Annotated in this window: 19 protein-coding genes; 15 read left to right on the forward strand and 4 right to left on the reverse strand. The window is 51.4% G+C overall.

Features of this window, described 5'->3' with window-relative positions:
* Positions 1-523: 523 nt before the first annotated feature.
* Genes gyrB through dnaA form a run of 4 tightly spaced genes read right to left on the reverse strand, consistent with a single transcriptional unit; the run spans position 524 to position 6,574 of the window.
* A complete protein-coding gene (gene gyrB, locus ACXAD4_RS16980; protein ID WP_475242947.1) occupies positions 524-2,938 on the reverse strand; it encodes a DNA topoisomerase (ATP-hydrolyzing) subunit B in 2,415 nt (804 codons plus the stop codon).
* Between the two features lie 19 nt (positions 2,939-2,957).
* Positions 2,958-4,037, reverse strand: coding sequence for a DNA replication/repair protein RecF (gene recF / locus ACXAD4_RS16985; protein ID WP_317524627.1), 1,080 nt, complete (start codon positions 4,035-4,037; stop codon positions 2,958-2,960).
* 4 nt (positions 4,038-4,041) lie between these two features.
* The gene (gene dnaN, locus ACXAD4_RS16990; protein ID WP_317524629.1) at positions 4,042-5,142 is read right to left on the reverse strand and encodes a DNA polymerase III subunit beta; all 1,101 of its coding nucleotides are present in this window, start codon (positions 5,140-5,142) and stop codon (positions 4,042-4,044) included.
* Between the two features lies 1 nt (position 5,143).
* A complete protein-coding gene (dnaA, locus tag ACXAD4_RS16995) occupies positions 5,144-6,574 on the reverse strand; it encodes a chromosomal replication initiator protein DnaA (RefSeq protein WP_317524630.1) in 1,431 nt (476 codons plus the stop codon).
* A 373-nt stretch (positions 6,575-6,947) separates the two neighbouring features.
* Between dnaA and ACXAD4_RS17000 the strand changes: the two genes are divergently transcribed.
* The 15 genes from ACXAD4_RS17000 (at position 6,948) to atpB (ending at position 19,808) form a co-directional block, all read left to right on the forward strand.
* Positions 6,948-7,637 carry an amino acid ABC transporter substrate-binding protein gene (locus ACXAD4_RS17000; protein WP_475243008.1) on the forward strand — a complete coding sequence of 230 codons (690 nt, stop codon included), beginning with the start codon at positions 6,948-6,950 and terminating at the stop codon, positions 7,635-7,637.
* Between the two features lie 88 nt (positions 7,638-7,725).
* A complete protein-coding gene (locus ACXAD4_RS17005; protein WP_475242949.1) occupies positions 7,726-8,397 on the forward strand; it encodes an amino acid ABC transporter permease in 672 nt (223 codons plus the stop codon).
* Positions 8,394-9,131: an amino acid ABC transporter ATP-binding protein gene (locus ACXAD4_RS17010; RefSeq protein ID WP_475242950.1), complete on the forward strand. Its 738-nt coding sequence runs from the start codon at positions 8,394-8,396 to the stop codon at positions 9,129-9,131. The genes ACXAD4_RS17005 and ACXAD4_RS17010 overlap by 4 nt, the downstream gene beginning before the upstream one ends.
* Positions 9,132-9,317: 186 nt before the next feature.
* Complete coding sequence (gene rpmH, locus ACXAD4_RS17015) at positions 9,318-9,452, forward strand: 50S ribosomal protein L34 (protein ID WP_004411068.1); 135 nt, start codon at positions 9,318-9,320, stop codon at positions 9,450-9,452.
* Positions 9,453-9,465: 13 nt separating this feature from the next.
* Positions 9,466-9,822, forward strand: coding sequence for a ribonuclease P protein component (rnpA, locus tag ACXAD4_RS17020; RefSeq protein ID WP_039463498.1), 357 nt, complete (start codon positions 9,466-9,468; stop codon positions 9,820-9,822).
* Positions 9,789-10,046: a membrane protein insertion efficiency factor YidD gene (yidD, locus tag ACXAD4_RS17025; RefSeq protein ID WP_317524633.1), complete on the forward strand. Its 258-nt coding sequence runs from the start codon at positions 9,789-9,791 to the stop codon at positions 10,044-10,046. Before rnpA ends, yidD begins: the two co-directional genes overlap by 34 nt.
* Positions 10,047-10,048: 2 nt before the next feature.
* Positions 10,049-11,656: a membrane protein insertase YidC gene (gene yidC / locus ACXAD4_RS17030; RefSeq protein ID WP_475242952.1), complete on the forward strand. Its 1,608-nt coding sequence runs from the start codon at positions 10,049-10,051 to the stop codon at positions 11,654-11,656.
* Positions 11,657-11,793: 137 nt separating this feature from the next.
* Positions 11,794-13,161, forward strand: coding sequence for a tRNA uridine-5-carboxymethylaminomethyl(34) synthesis GTPase MnmE (gene mnmE / locus ACXAD4_RS17035; RefSeq protein ID WP_475242954.1), 1,368 nt, complete (start codon positions 11,794-11,796; stop codon positions 13,159-13,161).
* A 174-nt stretch (positions 13,162-13,335) separates the two neighbouring features.
* A complete protein-coding gene (gene mioC, locus ACXAD4_RS17040; RefSeq protein WP_475242955.1) occupies positions 13,336-13,779 on the forward strand; it encodes an FMN-binding protein MioC in 444 nt (147 codons plus the stop codon).
* A 433-nt stretch (positions 13,780-14,212) separates the two neighbouring features.
* A complete protein-coding gene (mnmG, locus tag ACXAD4_RS17045; protein WP_475242956.1) occupies positions 14,213-16,102 on the forward strand; it encodes a tRNA uridine-5-carboxymethylaminomethyl(34) synthesis enzyme MnmG in 1,890 nt (629 codons plus the stop codon).
* A gap of 9 nt (positions 16,103-16,111) precedes the next feature.
* Positions 16,112-16,732: a 16S rRNA (guanine(527)-N(7))-methyltransferase RsmG gene (gene rsmG / locus ACXAD4_RS17050; RefSeq protein WP_317524638.1), complete on the forward strand. Its 621-nt coding sequence runs from the start codon at positions 16,112-16,114 to the stop codon at positions 16,730-16,732.
* Positions 16,733-16,748: 16 nt separating this feature from the next.
* Positions 16,749-17,543, forward strand: a complete 795-nt coding sequence (locus tag ACXAD4_RS17055) for a ParA family protein (protein ID WP_317524639.1) — start codon at positions 16,749-16,751, stop codon at positions 17,541-17,543.
* A 15-nt stretch (positions 17,544-17,558) separates the two neighbouring features.
* The gene (locus ACXAD4_RS17060; protein ID WP_475243009.1) at positions 17,559-18,446 is read left to right on the forward strand and encodes a ParB/RepB/Spo0J family partition protein; all 888 of its coding nucleotides are present in this window, start codon (positions 17,559-17,561) and stop codon (positions 18,444-18,446) included.
* Positions 18,447-18,624: 178 nt separating this feature from the next.
* Entirely contained in the window at positions 18,625-19,014 is a 390-nt protein-coding gene (locus ACXAD4_RS17065) for a F0F1 ATP synthase subunit I (RefSeq protein ID WP_107300836.1), read from the forward strand.
* 8 nt (positions 19,015-19,022) lie between these two features.
* Positions 19,023-19,808 (forward strand): F0F1 ATP synthase subunit A, encoded by a 786-nt coding sequence (gene atpB / locus ACXAD4_RS17070; protein ID WP_475242958.1) that lies wholly within the window; start codon positions 19,023-19,025, stop codon positions 19,806-19,808.
* Positions 19,809-19,824: the final 16 nt, after the last annotated feature.

Consider the following 19,824-nt stretch of genomic DNA (forward strand, 5'->3'; position numbering starts at 1 on the left):
AACGATTGAATTGTCGAAGTGGCTTTCCTTCTGCGGACAAGCCGGTCGCAGGCCCAATCTTTGGCACCTTGCTCTTCATAAATAGATATAGGGTCAGCGTAATAATTTTCCAACCCCGATAGAAAAAATTTTTCCTACACCTTAATTCCGTACAGCCACCAGCACCGCACTGATCGTTTAGCGAGCTTAAATTATTTAGCGTGCATAAGCAGCACTAGCCATTTCTTAGAAGCTGACTCATTTAACCAGCAGTTCGAAGTTATCTGTTCATGTGGATGTTGGAGTGATGAGCTCTAGGTAAGATCAGTGCTATGTATTTGGGTTCTGATTAAAAGGAAGAGATGCTCTGAATAATGAAAAGCCGAATAATGGCGCGAGCGGTTTTGCCAAGAATAACTCGCCTCCCCTGCTTTTGTGACTCCGGGCCATCATTACCCTAACTAGCAGAGATAAAAAAACGCCGCACTGAGTGCGGCGCTTTACAACTAGAGAGTTTTGAAACTGGAGAGCTGTGCGCGTTTAATTACACGTCCAGGTTCGCATTCAGGGCGTTTGCCTCGATGAAGTTACGACGCGGTTCAACGTGATCGCCCATTAGCGTGGTGAACAGCTCGTCCGCAGCAACTGCATCATTGATGGTTACCTGCATCATGCGGCGTGTTTCAGGATCCATGGTGGTTTCCCAAAGCTGCTCAGGGTTCATCTCACCCAGACCTTTGTATCGCTGTAGCGACAGGCCACGGCGGGATTCTTTGATCAGCCACTCCAATGCTTCCTTGAAGCTGCTGACCGGCTGCTTGCGCTCGCCACGCTGTACATAGGCAGACTCCTCAAGCAGCTCGAACAGCGCTTCAGACAATGATGCCAGCTTGCCGTACTCTTTCGAGTTAAGCAGGTCAGCACTTAGCAGGTACTCATGCTCAACACCGTGGGTACGAACCGTCACTTTCGGCAGGTACAGGCTCTGCTCTTCGTCACGAACCACTGCATAAGTGTACTGGCTCTCGCCAGATTGCTTGGCGTTCAACGCAGCAACCAATGCCTTAGTCCAAGCTTCAACATCACCTTCGTTATTAAGCATCTCTGCCGACAAGCGAGGCTGGTAAGTAAACTCGTTCAGCATCAAGGTCGGGTAACGACGGCTCATACGTTCAATCAGCTTGTTCGCGCCGTTGAACTGCTTAACCAGTGACTCCAACGCTTCGCCAGAAATCGCTGGTGCGCCTTCCGCGGTAAATAGCGCAGCGTTGTCCAGTGCCAAGGCAACCTGGTACTGACCCATGTCCTCGTCATCCTGGATGTACTGCTCCTGCTTGCCCTTCTTCACTTTGTAAAGCGGTGGCTGAGCAATATAGATATGACCACGTTCAATAAGCTCTGGCATTTGACGGTAGAAGAACGTCAGCAGTAGCGTACGGATGTGGGAACCATCGACATCGGCATCGGTCATGATAATGATGTTGTGGTAACGCAGTTTATCCGGGTTGTACTCGTCACGGCCGATACCACAGCCCATAGCGGTGATAAGCGTTGCCACTTCCTGAGAAGACAACATCTTGTCGAAGCGTGCTTTCTCAACGTTCAGGATCTTACCTTTCAGCGGCAGGATAGCCTGGTTTTTACGGTTACGACCCTGCTTGGCACTACCGCCCGCAGAGTCACCCTCCACAATGTATAGTTCAGAAAGTGCTGGGTCTTTTTCCTGACAGTCTGCCAGTTTGCCCGGTAGACCAGCCAAGTCCAACGCACCTTTACGGCGGGTCATTTCACGCGCTTTACGCGCCGCTTCACGAGCTCGTGAGGCATCGATGATCTTAGTACATACCGTCTTAGCGTCAGCTGGGTTTTCCAACAGGAATTCGCTCAGCTTTTCACCCATGGTCGATTCAACCGCCGGCTTCACTTCACTCGACACCAGCTTGTCTTTGGTCTGGCTTGAGAACTTAGGATCTGGCACTTTCACCGATACTACCGCCGTTAGACCTTCACGAGCATCATCACCTGATGTCGCCGTTTTGGCCTTCTTCGAATATCCTTCTTTGTCCATGAAGTTATTCAGGGTACGGGTCAATGCACCACGGAAGCCTGCAAGGTGGGTACCACCATCGCGCTGCGGAATGTTATTGGTGAAACAGTAGATGTTTTCCTGGAAACCATCGTTCCACTGCATTGCCACTTCCACACCAATACCGTCTTCGCGAGTAAACTCAAAGTGGAACACTTTCGGGTGGATTGGCGTTTTGTTGCGGTTAAGGTGCTCAACAAAAGCGCGGATACCACCTTCGTACATGAAGTGGTCCTGCTTGTCTTCCTCACGCTCGTCAATCAGCTTGATCGACACACCTGAGTTCAGGAACGACAATTCGCGTAGGCGCTTAGCCAGGATTTCATATTGGAATTCAATGTTGCTGAAGGTTTCAGCGCTCGGCCAGAAGCGGATACGGGTACCGGTTTTCTCGGTTTCACCAATAATACCCAGTGGCGCTTGAGGCTCACCATGGTGGTAAACCTGCTGGTGGACAGAGCCACCACGGTGGATAGTCAGCTCGACTTTTTCAGACAGGGCGTTAACAACAGAAACACCTACCCCGTGCAGACCACCGGATACCTTGTACGAGTTATCATCGAACTTACCACCGGCGTGCAGTACCGTCATGATAACTTCAGCTGCCGACACGCCTTCTTCAGGGTGCATTTCAGTCGGAATACCACGACCATCATCACTCACAGACACAGAGCCATCTTCGTGGATAGTGACGATGATATCTTCACAATGGCCAGCAAGAGCTTCGTCGATAGAGTTATCGACTACCTCAAATACCATGTGGTGCAAGCCTGTACCGTCATCGGTATCGCCAATATACATCCCTGGGCGCTTACGTACCGCATCAAGGCCCTTAAGTACCTTGATACTTGATGAATCGTAGTTGTTGGACATTGAGTTACTCTCGCTTAAATTATCCTGCGGTTATTTTACCGTGTTCCACATGAAACATCTTGCCATTTTCATCATGCATTTCCGCTATTTGGTCAATGCTGATCGCACTGATGAAGACTTGTGCCCCGGTCTCTTTCAACCGTTGCGCCAACAGTGCCCGACGATGGCTATCCAGCTCGGAAGCAAAATCATCAATTAAATAAATACACTGCTTACCCGTTGCTTCGGTCAGGTGCAATCCTTGCGCGAGGCGCAAAGCACACATCATCAGCTTGAGCTGACCGCGGGAAAGCACATCCTCTACTGGGGTGCCGGCTACCTTCACCCGCAAGTCTGCTTTATGCGGACCGCTGGCGGTGTAACCTAATTGGCTATCCCGTTCGAAATTACGCTGAAGCAATTCAGCATAAGGGGTGTCTTTTTCCCAACCTCGGTAGTAACCGAGTTGGATATCAAATTCAGGCAAAAAGACTTCGCAGATCTCTTTGGCTTTTAGTTTTACCGCTTCGAGATAATCATGACGCCATTGCGAAATCTCTTCAGCCAGTAGGCTAAGTTCCTGATCCCAGTAACTCAGCTCACGGTAATGCCGGGCCGTTTTGAGCAAGGCATTACGCTGTTTGGTTAGTCGTTTGACCCTCGCCCAGGCATGATAGAACTGGGGTTCCACGTGAAACACGCCCCAGTCAATGAAAGAACGACGGAATTTCGGCCCGCCGATGAGCAAATCAAAACCTTCGGGCGTGATCAACTGCAACGGCAGCAACTGGGCGAGCTGAGCCAACTTCTGACTTCCTTCACCACCAATTTTTAACTCGGTCGTACCATCGCGCTTTTTGTTGATACCAACAGGCAGCTCGAAAGACGAGGAGGATTGCAAACGACCGTGGACAAACAGCTCTTGCTGGTCATGGCGGATCACCCTGCCTGTCAGATGACTACGGAAAGAGCGGCCATGGCCGAGAAAATGGATTGCCTCCAAAACACTGGTCTTGCCGCTGCCGTTGGCGCCAACAAGAAAATTGAAGCCTGGCGACAACGACAAGTCACAGGCTTCAATGTTTCGGAAATCCTTTACGATCAGACGTGTTAACGACATGACCTTATAGCCTGATTGGCATCACCACGTACATGGCATCACCACTGGCACTGTCTTCCAGCAAGGCACTGGCATTAGCATCAGTCAGCGACCAACGTACCTGCTCGCACTTGAGAGTGTTAAGAACATCAAGCACATAGCTCACATTGAAGCCAATTTCGAGCGGCTCGCCCTGGTAATCGACATCCAGGAACTCTTCCGCTTCTTCCTGCTCAGGGTTATTAGCGGTAATGCGCATTTCACCCTGTGACAGATTAAGCCTGACACCACGGAATTTCTCGTTAGACAGAATAGCCGCCCGTGAGAATGCCTTACGCAGCTCGTCACAGCTCGCTTCCACGACCTTAGTGCTGTTCTGCGGCATCACTCGGCGGTAATCAGGGAATCGACCATCTACCAGCTTAGAAGTAAACACGAAATTGTTCACTTCGGCGCGGATATTGGAGTGACCGATCTGCAGGCGAACCTCTTCGTCTGGGCTATCAAGCAGACGCATCAGCTCCATCACCCCTTTACGTGGGACAATGATCTGCTTGGCAGGCAGCTCTGCGCTGGTTGAGACGGCGCACACCGCCATACGGTGACCATCAGTCGCTACCGAACGCAGCAACTGGCCATCGGTCTCAAACAGCATACCATTAAGGTAATAACGCACATCTTGGTGGGCCATCGAAAATTGAGTGCTGTCGATAAGCTGGCGCATCTGGCCTTGAGGAAGGGTAATTTCCACTTCGCTCTGCCAATCTTCGATATTCGGAAAATCTGCAGCTGGCAATACAGAAAGCGTATAACGGCTGCGGCCAGAGCGGATGATCGCGCGGTCCCCTTCCAGGGAAATCGCGATATTGGCACTGTCAGGCAGGCCACGGCAGATATCCAGGAACTTACGTGACGGTACCGTCACGGCACCTTCTTCGAAGTCGCCTTCCAAGGCTAGCTTGGCAATCATCTCAACTTCGAGGTCGGTACCTGTCATCGACAGGCAACCCTGCTCGACAACCAACAGAATATTGCCGAGGATCGGCAATGAAGGACGGCTACCCAATGCACCAGATACCTGCTGCAGGGGTTTTAGTAGCTGTTCGCGTGCAACTGTAAATTTCATATTAAGATGACAGTGTTCTTATTAGGTTAGAATAATCTTCTTTGATGTCGTGGCTTTCCTCACGCAGCTGCTCGATCTTGCGGCAGGCGTGTAGCACCGTGGTATGGTCCCGGCCACCAAAGGCATCGCCGATTTCCGGCAAGCTGTGGTTGGTCAACTCCTTGGCCAACGCCATCGCCATCTGGCGCGGGCGGGCAACCGAGCGGGAACGGCGCTTGGATAGCATATCAGCCATCTTAATTTTATAGTACTCGGCCACGGTCTTTTGAATATTATCAATCGTGACCAGTTTTTCCTGCAAGGCGAGCAAATCGCGCAGTGCCTCACGGACAAAATCAATGGTGATAGCCCGGCCGGTAAAGTTGGCATTGGCAATCACCCGGTTCAGTGCCCCTTCCAACTCACGGACATTGGAGCGCAGGCGCTTGGCAATAAAGAACGCCACTTCGTCTGCCAGGCGAATATTGTGGTCTTCTGCCTTCTTCATCAGGATCGCCACGCGGGTTTCCAGCTCAGGCGGCTCAATCGCCACCGTCAGGCCCCAGCCAAAACGTGATTTCAGACGATCTTCTACCCCGTTGATCTCACGCGGGTAGCGGTCAGAAGTCAGGATAATCTGTTGGTTGCCTTCCAGTAGCGCATTAAACGTGTGGAAGAACTCTTCCTGCGAGCGCTCCTTGTTGGCGAAGAACTGGATGTCATCGATCAGCAAGGCATCGACGCTGCGATAGTAGCGTTTAAACTCTTCGATGGCATTGTTCTGCAGCGCCTTGACCATATCCTGGACAAAGCGCTCCGAGTGCATGTACACCACTTTGGCATTGGGCTTGCGATCGGCAATGGCATTGCCCACCGCATGCAACAGGTGGGTTTTACCCAGGCCCGTACCACCATATAAGAACAATGGGTTATACGCTGCACCCGGGTTGTCGGCAACCTGACGGCAAGCCGCCAGGCCCAGCTGGTTCGACTTACCCTCAACGAAGTTGTTGAAGTTGTGCTTAGGGTTGACGTTCGAGCGGTAACCGGCCTGCGATTCAGGCTGGACCGGCGAGGGAGCGGGCTCCCAGGTACGCGATGGCGCATCGTCATCCAGCGTCGGAGCAGGCTCTGCCTGTATAGGCGCCGGTGCCGGGGTCAGGATCGGCGGCGGCGTAACAGCAGGCTGCGGCGGCGGAGCTGCCACAGGCTTGCTACCAACCTCGAAACGCAGGATCGGCACATCATTACCGCAGAACTCGTTGAGCAGGCGGTTGATATTGTTGAGGTACTTATCACGGACCCAATCGAGCACAAAACGGTTGGGTGCGAACAGGGTCAACGTATTGTCGCTCAACTCGGCTTGAAGCGGTCGAACCCACATACTGAATTCTGTTGCAGGGAGTTCCTCTTGAAGGCGTTGAAGGCACTGCAACCAAAGCGAAGATGACAAGCTCGACTCCACACTGAATAACTAAACACTAAAAGGGATGCAATTTTATACCCGCTGGCTCAGGATCGCCAGCAAAGAGATCGCAGATCAAGTGAATAAGATCCGACTTATTCACATAGATCGCACAATTATACGTGTGATCACCACAATTTTACCCCTGCTTACCCACAAATTCATGAACACCAGCCATTCATTACCCATACTTTTTGTTATTTAAAATAACTCCAAGTTATTTATAGAAACCTGTTATTAACAGATAGGATGATTCTAACAGAACATCATCACAGCAACCTGAGGAGTAAACAGGATGAAAAGCTGGGTAACAAAATCATTGACTGCAATCGCCCTAACCTTGTCTGTTAGCCAAGCCGCGATGGCTGCCACCGATGTAAAAGTAGGAATGTCAGGACGCTATTTCCCTTTTACTTTTGTTAAGCAAGATCAGCTACAAGGTTTTGAGGTCGATCTGTGGAACGAAATCGGCAAACGCAATGACTACAATGTCGAGTTTGTTACCGCTAACTTCTCAGGTCTATTTGGTTTGCTAGAAACCGGCCGTATCGACACTATCTCCAACCAAATCACCATGACCGAAGAGCGCAAGGCTAAGTACCTGTTCTCAGAACCTTATGTGGTGGATGGTGCACAGCTGGTGGTTCGCAAAGGTAATGACAAGATCACCAGCACGGATGATCTAGATGGCAAGACAGTCGGTGTTAACCTGGGTTCAAACTACGAGCAACTGCTGCGCCAGCTCGATACCGACGGCAGCATCAAGATCAAAACCTACGACACAGGTATCGAACATGACGTGGCCCTGGGCCGTACCGATGCGTTCGTGATGGACCGCCTATCGTCGCTTGAGCTGATCAAGAAAGCGAACCTGCCGCTTCAACTGGCAGGCGAACCATTCGAGAAGATTGAAAACGCCTGGCCATTTGTTCAAGGCGAAAAAGGCGAGAAGCTTCGTGACGAGGTTAACGTTGCCCTAGAGGCCATGCGCCAAGACGGCACTCTGGCAGAGATTTCTATCAAGTGGTTTGATGCCGACATCACCCACTAAGTCCAACTGCTATCCTTCATAATCACAAGACTCACCCCCGGGTGGGTCTTTGTCGCTGATAAACCACGGTAAATAAGAAGACACCACTATGGGTTTTGATTTTGACTACATGCTTTCCCTGATGCCGATCCTGTTCAACTACCTCGGCACCACCATGGGAATGGCACTTTGGGGCCTGATATTCGCCCTGATCATTGCATTGGTATTGGCCCTGCTTCGCATTTACCGTATCCCGGTGCTCGATCAGCTGAGCCAGCTATATATCAGCTTCTTCCGCGGCACCCCACTGCTGGTACAGCTGTTCCTGCTTTACTACGGTCTGCCGCAAGTGATGCCGGTTTTCGTCGGCCTCGATGCCTTTACCGCAGCAATTATCGGCCTAAGCCTGCACTTTGCCGCCTATATGGCCGAGAGCATCCGCGCTGCAATTATTGGTATCGACCGCAGTCAACGGGAAGCCAGCCTGTCGATAGGCATGACCGAGCTGCAGGCAATGCGCCGGATCATTCTGCCACAGGCTACCCGGGTCGCCCTGCCTTCGCTGATGAACTATTTTATCGACATGATCAAATCGACCTCGCTGGCTTTTACCCTCGGGGTGGCAGAAATCATGGCTACGGCTCAGATGGAAGCCTCTTCAAGCTTCAAGTTCTTCGAAGCCTTCCTAGCCGTTGCCCTCATTTACTGGGGTATTGTCCTAGTCCTGACCCGGGTGCAAAACTGGGCAGAAGCTAAACTCAACAGGGCTTACACACGATGATTAAGATTGAAAACCTGACCAAACGATTTGGTGATGCAACGATTTTCTCCGGTTTGGATCTGACGATCAGCAAAGGGGAGATCGTGGTGGTCATCGGTCCATCAGGTACCGGTAAATCCACCTTGCTGCGTTGCATTAATTTCCTCGAAACCGCTGATGAAGGCCACTTGACCCTTGGTGATGTCTCGGTTGAGAGTATCCAGGCCAGCCAGAAAGATATTTTGGCACTGCGCCGCAAAACTGGTTTTGTGTTCCAGAACTATGCCCTGTTTGCCCACCTGACAGCGAGACAAAACATTGCCGAAGGATTGATCACGGTAAAAGGCTGGAACAAAGAGGAAGCCTACAACAAAGCACAGCAGATCCTGGATGATATCGGCCTGGGCGATAAAGGCGATCACTACCCGGCCGCATTGTCAGGCGGGCAGCAACAACGTGTCGGCATCGGCCGGGCCATGGCGCTCGAAGCCGAGCTACTGCTGTTTGACGAGCCGACATCAGCGCTGGATCCGGAATGGGTCGGCGAAGTGCTGAGCCTGATGCAGAAACTGGCGACACGCCACCAGACGATGTTGGTCGTCACCCACGAAATGCAATTTGCTCGCGAAGTGGCCGATCGAGTGATCTTTATGGCCGATGGTAGCTTCGTCGAGCAAGGTCCACCGGATCAGATCTTCGGTAACCCGCAAGATCCGAGGCTGAAAAAGTTCCTGAGCCAGGTCGGGATCCGCTAAGGATCCTTGCACTCCAGCGTATAGGAAGTATAATTCAGCGCCCGCAGTTCTCTGCTGGGCATAATTATTGACTATTTAAGAGTCAGTGATTACAATTCCGCCTCTTTGATTAGAGGCAACGACTGAAAACAGTCGCTAAACTCTAACCAAACTTAAAAACTGATCAGTTAATTTAAGGTAAAACCCATGAAACGCACTTTTCAACCTTCAGTTCTAAAGCGCAAGCGTACTCACGGCTTCCGTGCACGCATGGCTACTAAGAACGGTCGCGCAACAATCAATGCTCGTCGCGCTAAAGGCCGTAAGCGTCTTTCTAAGTAATCATTAGATTATTTTGAGTAAGCTCGCTTTCTCTCGGGAGTTACGTCTGTTAACTCCCGAACATTACAAAAAAGTCTTCCAGCAAGCTCATCGTGCTGGCTCTCCCCACTTAACTATTCTTGCCCGCAATAACAACCTTGACCATCCGCGTCTTGGCTTGGCTGTCCCTAAGAAACAGATCAAAACCGCCGTTGGCCGTAATAAATTCAAACGTATCGTGCGTGAGAGTTTCCGCCAGAAGCAACACGATCTGCCGGCGAAGGATTTTGTCGTTATCGCCAAGAAGAGTGCCAGTGAGTTGAGCAACGAAGAACTTTTCAAGCTGCTAGATAAATTATGGCATCGCCTGTCTCGCCCTTCGCGTGGCTAGTCATTGGACTAGTCCGCTTTTACCAACTGGCAATTAGCCCTCTCATTGGGCCGCGTTGTCGCTTCACCCCTACCTGTTCCCAATACGCGATCGAAGCCATAAAAACGCACGGAGCAATAAAAGGAGGTTGGTTCGCGGCGAAACGTCTATTAAGATGTCATCCTTTAAACGACGGTGGTTATGACCCCGTTCCGCCAACCAAGCATAACGACAGAGATAAGTAACGATGGATTCCCAACGCAATATTCTGTTAATTGCTCTACTGTTTGTCTCTTTCCTACTGTTCCAACAGTGGAATGCAGACAGCAACCCGCAACCGCAGGGTGTAGCGCAACAAGTAACTCACAGTGGTGATGTCCCTTCGCATTCCGCTGACGGCCAGCCTATCACTGACCAAAGCACGTCAAACAACCTTATCACCATTAACACTGATGTACTGGCGCTTACTGTCGATACGCTTGGTGGTGACATCATCGAAGCCAAACTACTGGCTTACGACAACGAATTGGAATCGGAAGACCCATTCGTTCTACTGAAAAATGACCAGGGCCACAGCTATACGGCTCAATCAGGCCTTATCGGTGCCCAGGGTATCGATACAGCAGCCGGTCGTGCCCAGCTACAGGTATCTGCTGACAGCTTCACGCTTGAAGATGGCCAGGACGAACTACGTGTTCCGATGACCTTCGAGCAGGACGGTATCAGCTACACCAAAACTATCATCGTTAAGCGCGATAGCTACGCGGTTGATGTTGAATACACCATCAACAACCAATCAGAGCAGCCAGCCAGCGTGCAGATGTATGCCCAGCTGAAGCAGAACCTGATGGATGACGGTGGCAGCCTGACCATGCCGACTTACCGCGGCGGTGCTTACTCGGCTGACAACGTGAAGTACAAAAAGTACAGCTTTGACGATATGCAGGACAAGAACCTGAACCTGGATATGAACCAAGGCTGGGCGGCAATGATGCAGCACTACTTCGTGACTGCATGGATCCCGCGCGCTGAACAAGCGAGCAACCTGTACACCCGTACCAGTAATGGCCAGGGCTATATCGGTGTTCGCATGCCAACCACAACAGTTGCACCAGGTAGTGAGGAATCACTAACAGCAACGCTATGGGTTGGTCCTAAACTACAAGACCAGATGGCTGCTACAGCTAACAACCTAAACCTAACCGTTGATTACGGCTGGCTATGGTTTATCGCAAGCCCGCTACACAGCCTACTGTCGTTCATCCAAGGTATCGTGGTGAACTGGGGTCTAGCGATCATCATCCTAACCTTCATCGTTCGTGGTGCGATGTACCCGCTGACTAAAGCGCAGTACACCTCTATGGCGAAAATGCGTATGCTGCAGCCAAAACTGCAGGCAATGCGTGAGCGCCTAGGCGACGACCGCCAGCGCATGAGCCAGGAAATGATGGAACTGTACAAGAAAGAGAAAGTGAACCCACTGGGTGGCTGTCTACCTATCTTGCTACAGATGCCTATCTTCATCGCCCTATACTGGGCGCTGATGGAATCGGTTGAATTGCGTCACGCGCCATTCTTCGGTTGGATCCACGACCTGTCAGCACAGGACCCGTTCTACATCCTGCCGATCCTGATGGGTGCGACCATGTTCCTGATCCAGAAGATGAGCCCGACGACGGTAACAGACCCGATGCAGCAGAAGATCATGACCTTCATGCCGGTGATGTTCACCTTCTTCTTCCTGTTCTTCCCGTCAGGTCTAGTACTTTACTGGCTAGTATCGAACATCGTAACGCTTATCCAGCAGACGCTGATTTACCGCTCGCTGGAGAAGAAAGGCCTGCATAGCAAATAGTGCAGACCCATGTTGAGATAAAAGGCGGCCTGCGGGCCGCCTTTTTTATTCCCTAAACCCCAAGCGCTTGCCATTACTGGGCAATCGCCACTACTCTGTTTACAATTGCAGCGTATTTATCAAGCTAAGCCAAAATTATGACTGAACATACAGATACCATTGTTGCCCAAGCCACCCCGCCGGGACGTGGCGGCGTCGGCATTATCCGCGTCTCGGGCCCGAAAGCCAATCAAGTCGCCCTTGCCGTAGCCGGTCGCGAACTCAAGCCACGCTATGCCGAATACCTGCCTTTCAAGAATGAGGACGGCACGGCATTGGATCAGGGTATCGCGTTGTTCTTCAAGGGGCCGAACTCCTTTACCGGCGAAGATGTCCTAGAGCTGCAAGGTCATGGTGGTCCGGTACTGATGGATATGATGATCCGCCGCATCCTGGAAATCGACGGTATCCGTGCCGCCCGCCCGGGCGAGTTCTCGGAGCGCGCCTTTATGAACGACAAACTCGACCTGGCACAGGCAGAAGCGATTGCTGACCTAATTGATGCTAGCTCAGAGGAAGCAGCGAAAAGTGCCTTCAAATCGCTCCAGGGCGCTTTCTCGGTACGAGTTAACGAACTGGTGGAAGCCCTTATCCACCTGCGTATCTACGTCGAGGCCGCTATCGACTTCCCGGAAGAAGAAATCGACTTCCTGTCTGACGGTAAAGTCTCCGGCGACCTGAACGGTATCATCGACCGCCTTGATGCCGTACGCCGGGAAGCCAACCAAGGTGCGATTATGCGCGAGGGGATGAAAGTCGTTATCGCCGGCCGCCCTAACGCCGGTAAGTCCAGCCTACTCAACGCCCTGTCAGGCAAAGACAGCGCTATTGTCACCGACATCGCCGGGACCACCCGTGACGTCCTACGCGAGCATATCCACATCGATGGCATGCCGCTACACATTATTGACACCGCCGGCCTGCGTGAGGCTTCTGACGAAGTGGAGCGCATCGGTATCGAGCGCGCATGGGAAGAAATCCAGCAGGCAGACCGCGTGCTGTTCATGGCCGACAGTACCACCACCGACGCCACCGACCCAGCCGAGATCTGGCCGGAGTTTGTCGAGCGCCTGCCTGAAGGGCTGGGTATCACGGTGATCCGCAACAAAGTCGAGTTAACAGGCGAAGAGGCCGGGATCTGCCATGTCAACAACCCTACCCTTATCCGTCTGTCAGCCCGCACCGGTGATGGTGTCGAGCAGCTTCGTGACCACCTCAAAGAATGCATGGGCTTTGCCGGCACCACCGAAGGCGGCTTTATGGCCCGCAGGCGTCACCTCGACGCCCTAGAGCGCGCAGCAAGCCATCTGGAAACCGGTAAAGAGCAACTCGAAGGCTTCATGGCGGGGGAAATCCTGGCCGAGGAGCTGCGCCTTGCTCAGCAGCACTTGAGTGAGATCACCGGTGAATTCACCTCCGATGATCTACTCGGCCGGATCTTTACCTCGTTCTGTATCGGTAAATAAACGATCCCGCCAATGTGATCCCCTTCATGGCCTGCTTCAGATCTTCGGGGCAGGCTGTGAATAACCTTTCGAAAAAGATCCCTCCCCCTGCAAGATCAGGCTTTCATCCCTGCTCTGAGCCAGTACAATGCTGTGTATAAATTTGTTGTGAATAACTACACAGGTATGTATCCCATGAGTCATATCACCCTTATTACCGGCAGCACCCTCGGTGGCGCCGAATATGTCGCTGATCACCTCAGTGACTTGCTCGAACAGGCCGGCCACAGCACCGATATTATTAATCAGGCCGAGCTGGAGCAGCTTTCCACTGACAATATCTGGCTGGTGGTCTGCTCTACCCACGGTGCTGGCGAGTTTCCTGACAATTTCCAGCCTTTCGTCGAACAGTTGACCTACCAACACCCGGATCTTGCCCGCTTGCGCTATGGCGTGATCGGGCTGGGTGACTCCAGCTACGATACTTTCTGTGCTGCCGCCAGGAACATTGATCAACAACTGGCAAAATTGGGGGCGATCCGCCTCGGCGAACGATTGGAAATCGATGTGTCGCAGGATCCGGTACCGGAAGATCCGGCAGAATTATGGCTGGAAAACTGGAAAAACGACCTAGGTTGAGCAAAAAACAAACAGATTTTTACTCAATAAAAGGCGATCAATAAACTTTTTTCTGTGGATAACTATAGATCTAAACGGTGATCAACCGATAGTTATCCCTTTAATAACTTCTCAGCCCTCACACGCCTGTTGATAACTAGCAATTTTGATCCCAGTTAATCCTTGCGGAGATCCATGCTGCTCCACAACAAATGATCCTCTATAACATCATGATCATTAGGATCATTTATCACTTATCCACACGATCGGCGGATCTATATAATAGATCTAACAGAAGATCTATTTAAAAGATCTTATCTATATTCAAAACGGTATCCCCTCCAGGATCAAATGATCTTCAGGAAAGATTCTCTCCACGGCGGAAACAGGATAGAATGTTGCACCTTTGCTCAAAGATAACTCACTGGCAATTTTGAATACCCGAGGTAGTTTCATGTTTTACCAGGAAAATTTTGATGTCATCGTCGTAGGTGGCGGTCATGCCGGAACAGAAGCGGCATTGGCAGCAGCCCGTATGGGACAAAATACCCTACTGCTGACACACAACATCGATACGTTGGGACAGATGTCATGCAACCCAGCAATCGGCGGGATCGGGAAAGGACACCTGGTTAAAGAAGTTGACGCCCTTGGAGGTTTGATGGCCCGGGCGATTGACAAAGGCGGGATCCAGTTCCGTACTTTGAACTCGTCAAAAGGCCCTGCCGTGAGGGCAACGCGTGCCCAGGCAGACCGTGCCCTGTACAAGGCTGCAGTTCGCGAGGTGCTGGAAAACCAGCCGAACCTAAAACTGTTCCAGCAGGCCGTCGATGATCTGATCATCGAAAACGATCGCGTTGTCGGTGCCGTGACCGAAATGGGTCTTAAGTTCCGTGCCAAAGCGGTCGTGTTGACCGTAGGGACCTTCCTTGGCGGTAAGATCCACATTGGTCTGGAAAATTACAACGGCGGACGTGCCGGTGATCCACCTTCGATCACCCTGGCTTCTCGCCTGCGTGAAATGCCTTTCCGCGTTGATCGTCTCAAGACGGGGACACCGCCGCGCATTGATGCCCGCAGTGTTGATTTCAGCCAGCTGCAAGCCCAGCATGGCGACAACCCGACTCCCCTGTTCTCGTTCATGGGCAAAGCTTCGGATCATCCGCGTCAGATCCCTTGCTTTATCACCCATACCAACGAGAAAACCCATGATGTGATCCGCAATAACCTGGATCGCAGCCCGATGTATTCTGGGGTGATCGAAGGGATCGGCCCACGTTACTGTCCGTCGATCGAAGACAAGGTCATGCGTTTTGCCGACAAGGACAGCCATCAGATCTTTATCGAACCTGAAGGCCTGACCACCCATGAACTGTACCCGAACGGTATCTCCACCAGCTTGCCGTTTGATGTTCAGATGCAGATTGTCCGTTCGATGAAAGGCTTCGAGAATGCCGATATCGTTCGCCCGGGTTATGCTATCGAGTACGATTTCTTCGATCCGCGCGACCTGAAACAAACTTTTGAGACCAAGTTTATCAATGGCTTGTTCTTTGCTGGTCAGATCAACGGTACCACCGGTTACGAAGAAGCGGCTGCGCAAGGCTTGCTGGCCGGTATGAACGCTGCCCTGCTGGCGCAGGACCGCGAAGGCTGGAGCCCACGTCGTGATCAGGCCTACATGGGCGTATTGATCGATGACTTGTCGACCATGGGTACCAAAGAGCCGTACCGCATGTTCACATCTCGCGCCGAGTACCGTTTGCTGCTGCGTGAAGATAACGCCGATTTGCGCCTGACCGAAATTGGTCGTGAATTCGGTCTGGTTGATGATGAGCGTTGGGCGCGTTTCAACCAGAAACTGGAAAATATGGAGCAGGAGAGCCAGCGCCTGAAAAGTATTTGGGTGAACCCGAATTCAGAGCAGGTAGAAACGGTCAACCAGATCCTGAAAACACCTATCGTGCGTGAGGCGAGCGGTGAAGATTTGCTGCGCCGTCCTGAAGTGACCTACAACCAGCTTACCAACATCGAGATGTTCGGCCCGGCCCATGAAGATAGCCAGGCTAGCGAGCAGGTTGAAATCCAGGTGAAATATCAGGGCTATATCGACCGCCAGAAAGACGAAGTCGAAAAATCCCTGCGTCATGAGAAGACCAAGCTACCGTTTGATCTTGACTACAGCGTGGTTAAAGGCCTATCGAACGAAGTGATTGCCAAGCTTAACGACGCCAAACCGGAAACCATTGGTATGGCCTCGCGTATTTCAGGCATCACCCCGGCAGCAATTTCCCTGCTGCTTGTCTATCTCAAGAAGCAAGGTTTGCTGAAAAAAGGCGAATAGGAGTAATTTGTGAAACAACGTCTGGTGCAACTGATAGCGCAAACTGATCTCACAGTCACAGAACAGCAAATTGACCAGCTCGTTGGCTATGTAGCCATGCTGGATAAATGGAATAAAGCGTATAATCTGACATCGGTACGTGATCCGTATGAGATGTTGGTGAAACATATTATGGATAGTATTGTGGTAAGTCCTCACCTCGAAGGTGAGCGGTTTATCGATGTAGGTACCGGCCCGGGTCTGCCAGGGATCCCTCTGGCGATCATGAACCCGGACAAGCAGTTCACCTTATTGGACAGCCTGGGCAAGCGGATCCGTTTTATCCGTCAGGTAATCCATGAACTGAAGATCAACAATGTCACTCCGGTCCAGAGCCGGGTTGAGGAATTCCAGCCTGAAATCGGCTTCGATGCCGTACTCAGCCGCGCGTTTGCCTCGATGAATGACATGGTCTCCTGGTGCCACCATCTCCCTGCCAGCAACGGGTGCTTCCTGGCGCTGAAGGGGCAATTTAATCAGCAGGAAGTGACAGAACTGCCGGAATGGTGTTCTGTGACGGAAGTCAAATCTTTGCAAGTTCCGGAGTTAGAAGGCGAACGCCATCTAGTAATCTTGACGGCAAAGGATTAACGGATGAGGTTTTTTTGTGGGAAGAGTCATAGCGGTAGCCAACCAGAAGGGAGGCGTGGGTAAAACCACAACATGTGTCAATTTGGCAGCGTCACTGGCGGCCACTCAGCGCAAGGTCCTGGTCATTGACCTGGATCCTCAGGGCAATGCCACCATGGCCAGCGGCGTAGATAAATACCAAGTCGACGCAACGGCTTATGAGCTTCTTGTCGAAGAAACCCCGTTCGATGATGTCGTGATCACCGACACCACTGGCGGCTATCACCTGATAGCTGCCAACGGTGATGTCACGGCGGCAGAAATCAAACTGATGGAAGTCTTTGCCCGCGAGGTAAGGTTGCGTAACGCCTTAGAGGTAGTTCGTGATAACTATGATTTCATCTTTATTGATTGTCCTCCTGCCTTAAACCTTCTTACAATCAATGCAATGACAGCTGCAGACTCTGTTCTGGTTCCTATGCAGTGCGAATACTTCGCCCTCGAAGGGCTGACGGCATTGATGGACACCATCAGTAAACTTACCGCTGTCGTCAACAGCGAGCTGAAAATTGAAGGATTGCTGCGGACCATGTACGACCCGCGCAACCGACTGGCGAACGAAGTGTCGCAGCAGCTCAAGAAACATTTTGGCGACAAGGTATATCGCACCGTGATCCCACGTAATGTACGTCTTGCCGAGGCGCCTAGCCATGGTAGACCTGCCATGTATTATGACAAGTATTCGAGTGGTGCCAAAGCCTACCTGGCCTTGGCCGGTGAAATCATTCGCCGTGACGAGCTGGCAAAAAATGCCGGTGCGGTCGATGCATAAAGGGTAACCATGAACATGAATAAACGAGGTCTGGGAAAAGGCCTTGATGCCTTGCTGGCCACCAGCTCTGTTGCGGCGACGAAACAGCAACAGGCTGACAAAGCACAAACATTGTCGGCTGACGGTACGCTCAAGGAGCTGGCCATCAGCCAATTGGCACCGGGTCGCTATCAACCGCGCAAAGATATGTCGGATGAAGCCTTGGCCGAGCTGGCCGAGTCTATCCGTGCCCAAGGGGTGATCCAGCCGATTGTGGTACGCGAAACTGCGCCGCAGCAGTTTGAGATCATTGCCGGGGAGAGGCGCTGGCGTGCTTCGCGTCAAGCGGGCCTTCAGAAAGTCCCTTGTATTATCAAGGATGTTAACGACAGGGCAACGGTTGCCATTGCCCTGATTGAGAATATCCAGCGTGAAGATCTCAATGCCATTGAGGAAGCGCAGGCGCTAGAAAGGCTGCAGAGTGAGTTTTCACTTACTCACCAGCAGGTGGCCGAGGCGGTGGGCAAGTCCCGTGCGGCGGTGTCTAACCTGCTGCGCCTTAACCAGCTGGAAGCACCAGTGAAGCGAATGGTAGAACAAAAGCAGCTGGAAATGGGCCATGCCCGTGCCCTGCTTGCCCTACCCAATGAAAGCCAGCTGGAAGCGGCACAAATTGTTGTGGCCAAGATGTTAACAGTTCGTGATACCGAACGCTTGGTTAAGAAGATGCTGACCCCGCAACCTGAGCCCCAAATGGCGGTAGCCAACCCGCAAATCGAAGCGGTAGAAAACCAGCTAAGTGAGCAGTTTGGCACCCAGGTGGCGATTAATCAGCAGAAAAACGGCAAAGGAAAGATCGTGATCAGCTTCGATCAAGCCGACAAGTTGGAGCAAATTGTTGCAATGTTAGGTCACGAAATGTGACGTAGAACGTGCATATTTTGTTGCAAAAATTACAACATCGTGATCAAGTTATTGTGTTGTAAAATCTAACATCTTTTTTTGCTGCGATTAGATTGCATTCAATCTAATGAGCCGTATAATTTTCGCTGTTTTCCCAGCACGTCGTAAGTGCAGTGGAACGGACTCGAGGAACGAATACATGGTATCGGCGCTAGTTAGACCGGGACGCCAATTGGCGAAGCGGTTGCTGTTGCTACAATCTGGCGTCGTTTTGATAACGGCAATCATGGCAGTATTTGCTGTCAGTGTTGACTGGGGAATCTCCGCACTTATCGGCGGCGGCATCTTTGTGATCGCCAATGCAGTCTTTGCTACCTGTGCGTTTTTGTTCAGCGGTGCCCGCAAGGCCCGGCTGGTCATGGCGTCATTCTATGGTGGCGAAGTGCTGAAAATCCTTATTACGGTCATCCTGTTTGCCATTGTTTACCTGTATGTCGAGGTGGAACTTGTTCCCCTCAAACTGACCTATTTGCTGGCTCTAGGTATTAATATCTTTGGGCCGGTTTTATTCATTAACAACAACAAATAGGATGAGTTATGGCTGCGCCAGGTGAAGCGCTAACGCCGTCAGGTTACATCACTCACCACCTGACAAATCTGTCAGTCGGTGAAGGATTCTGGGCGGTACATATAGATAGCCTGTTTTTCTCAGCCCTGACCGGTCTACTCTTTCTTTGGGTATTCCGTAAGGCTGCAAAAACAGCGACATCAGGAGTTCCTGGGAAACTACAGTGTTTTGTGGAAATGGTTGTTGAGTTCGTTGACGATAACGTCAAGGAAACCTTCCATGGTCGCAACCCGCTGATAGCTCCTTTGGCTCTTACCATTTTCTGCTGGATTTTGCTGATGAACATCATGGACTTGGTGCCAATTGATTTTCTTCCGTATCCTGCTGAACATTGGTTGGGTATTCCTTACCTTAAGGTTGTACCGAGTGCTGATGTCAACATCACCATGTCAATGGCGCTGGGCGTTTTTGCCTTGATGATTTACTACAGCATCAAAGTGAAAGGTCTCGGTGGCTTTGCGAAAGAACTGGCTCTTCACCCGTTCAATCACCCGGTCATGATCCCGTTCAACCTGCTTCTTGAAGTGGTATCGCTATTGGCGAAGCCGCTATCACTAGGCATGCGTTTGTTCGGTAACATGTTCGCTGGTGAGGTGGTGTTTATCCTAATCGCGGCACTTATGCCGTGGTGGGCACAATGGCTGGGCTCGGTACCGTGGGCAATTTTCCACGTTCTAGTCATTACAATTCAAGCATTCGTGTTTATGATGTTGACTATTGTGTACCTGTCTCAGGCGCATGAAGACAATCATTAACGATTATTTGTAAATT

The organism is Photobacterium sp. AWH4_225, assembly GCF_056158405.1.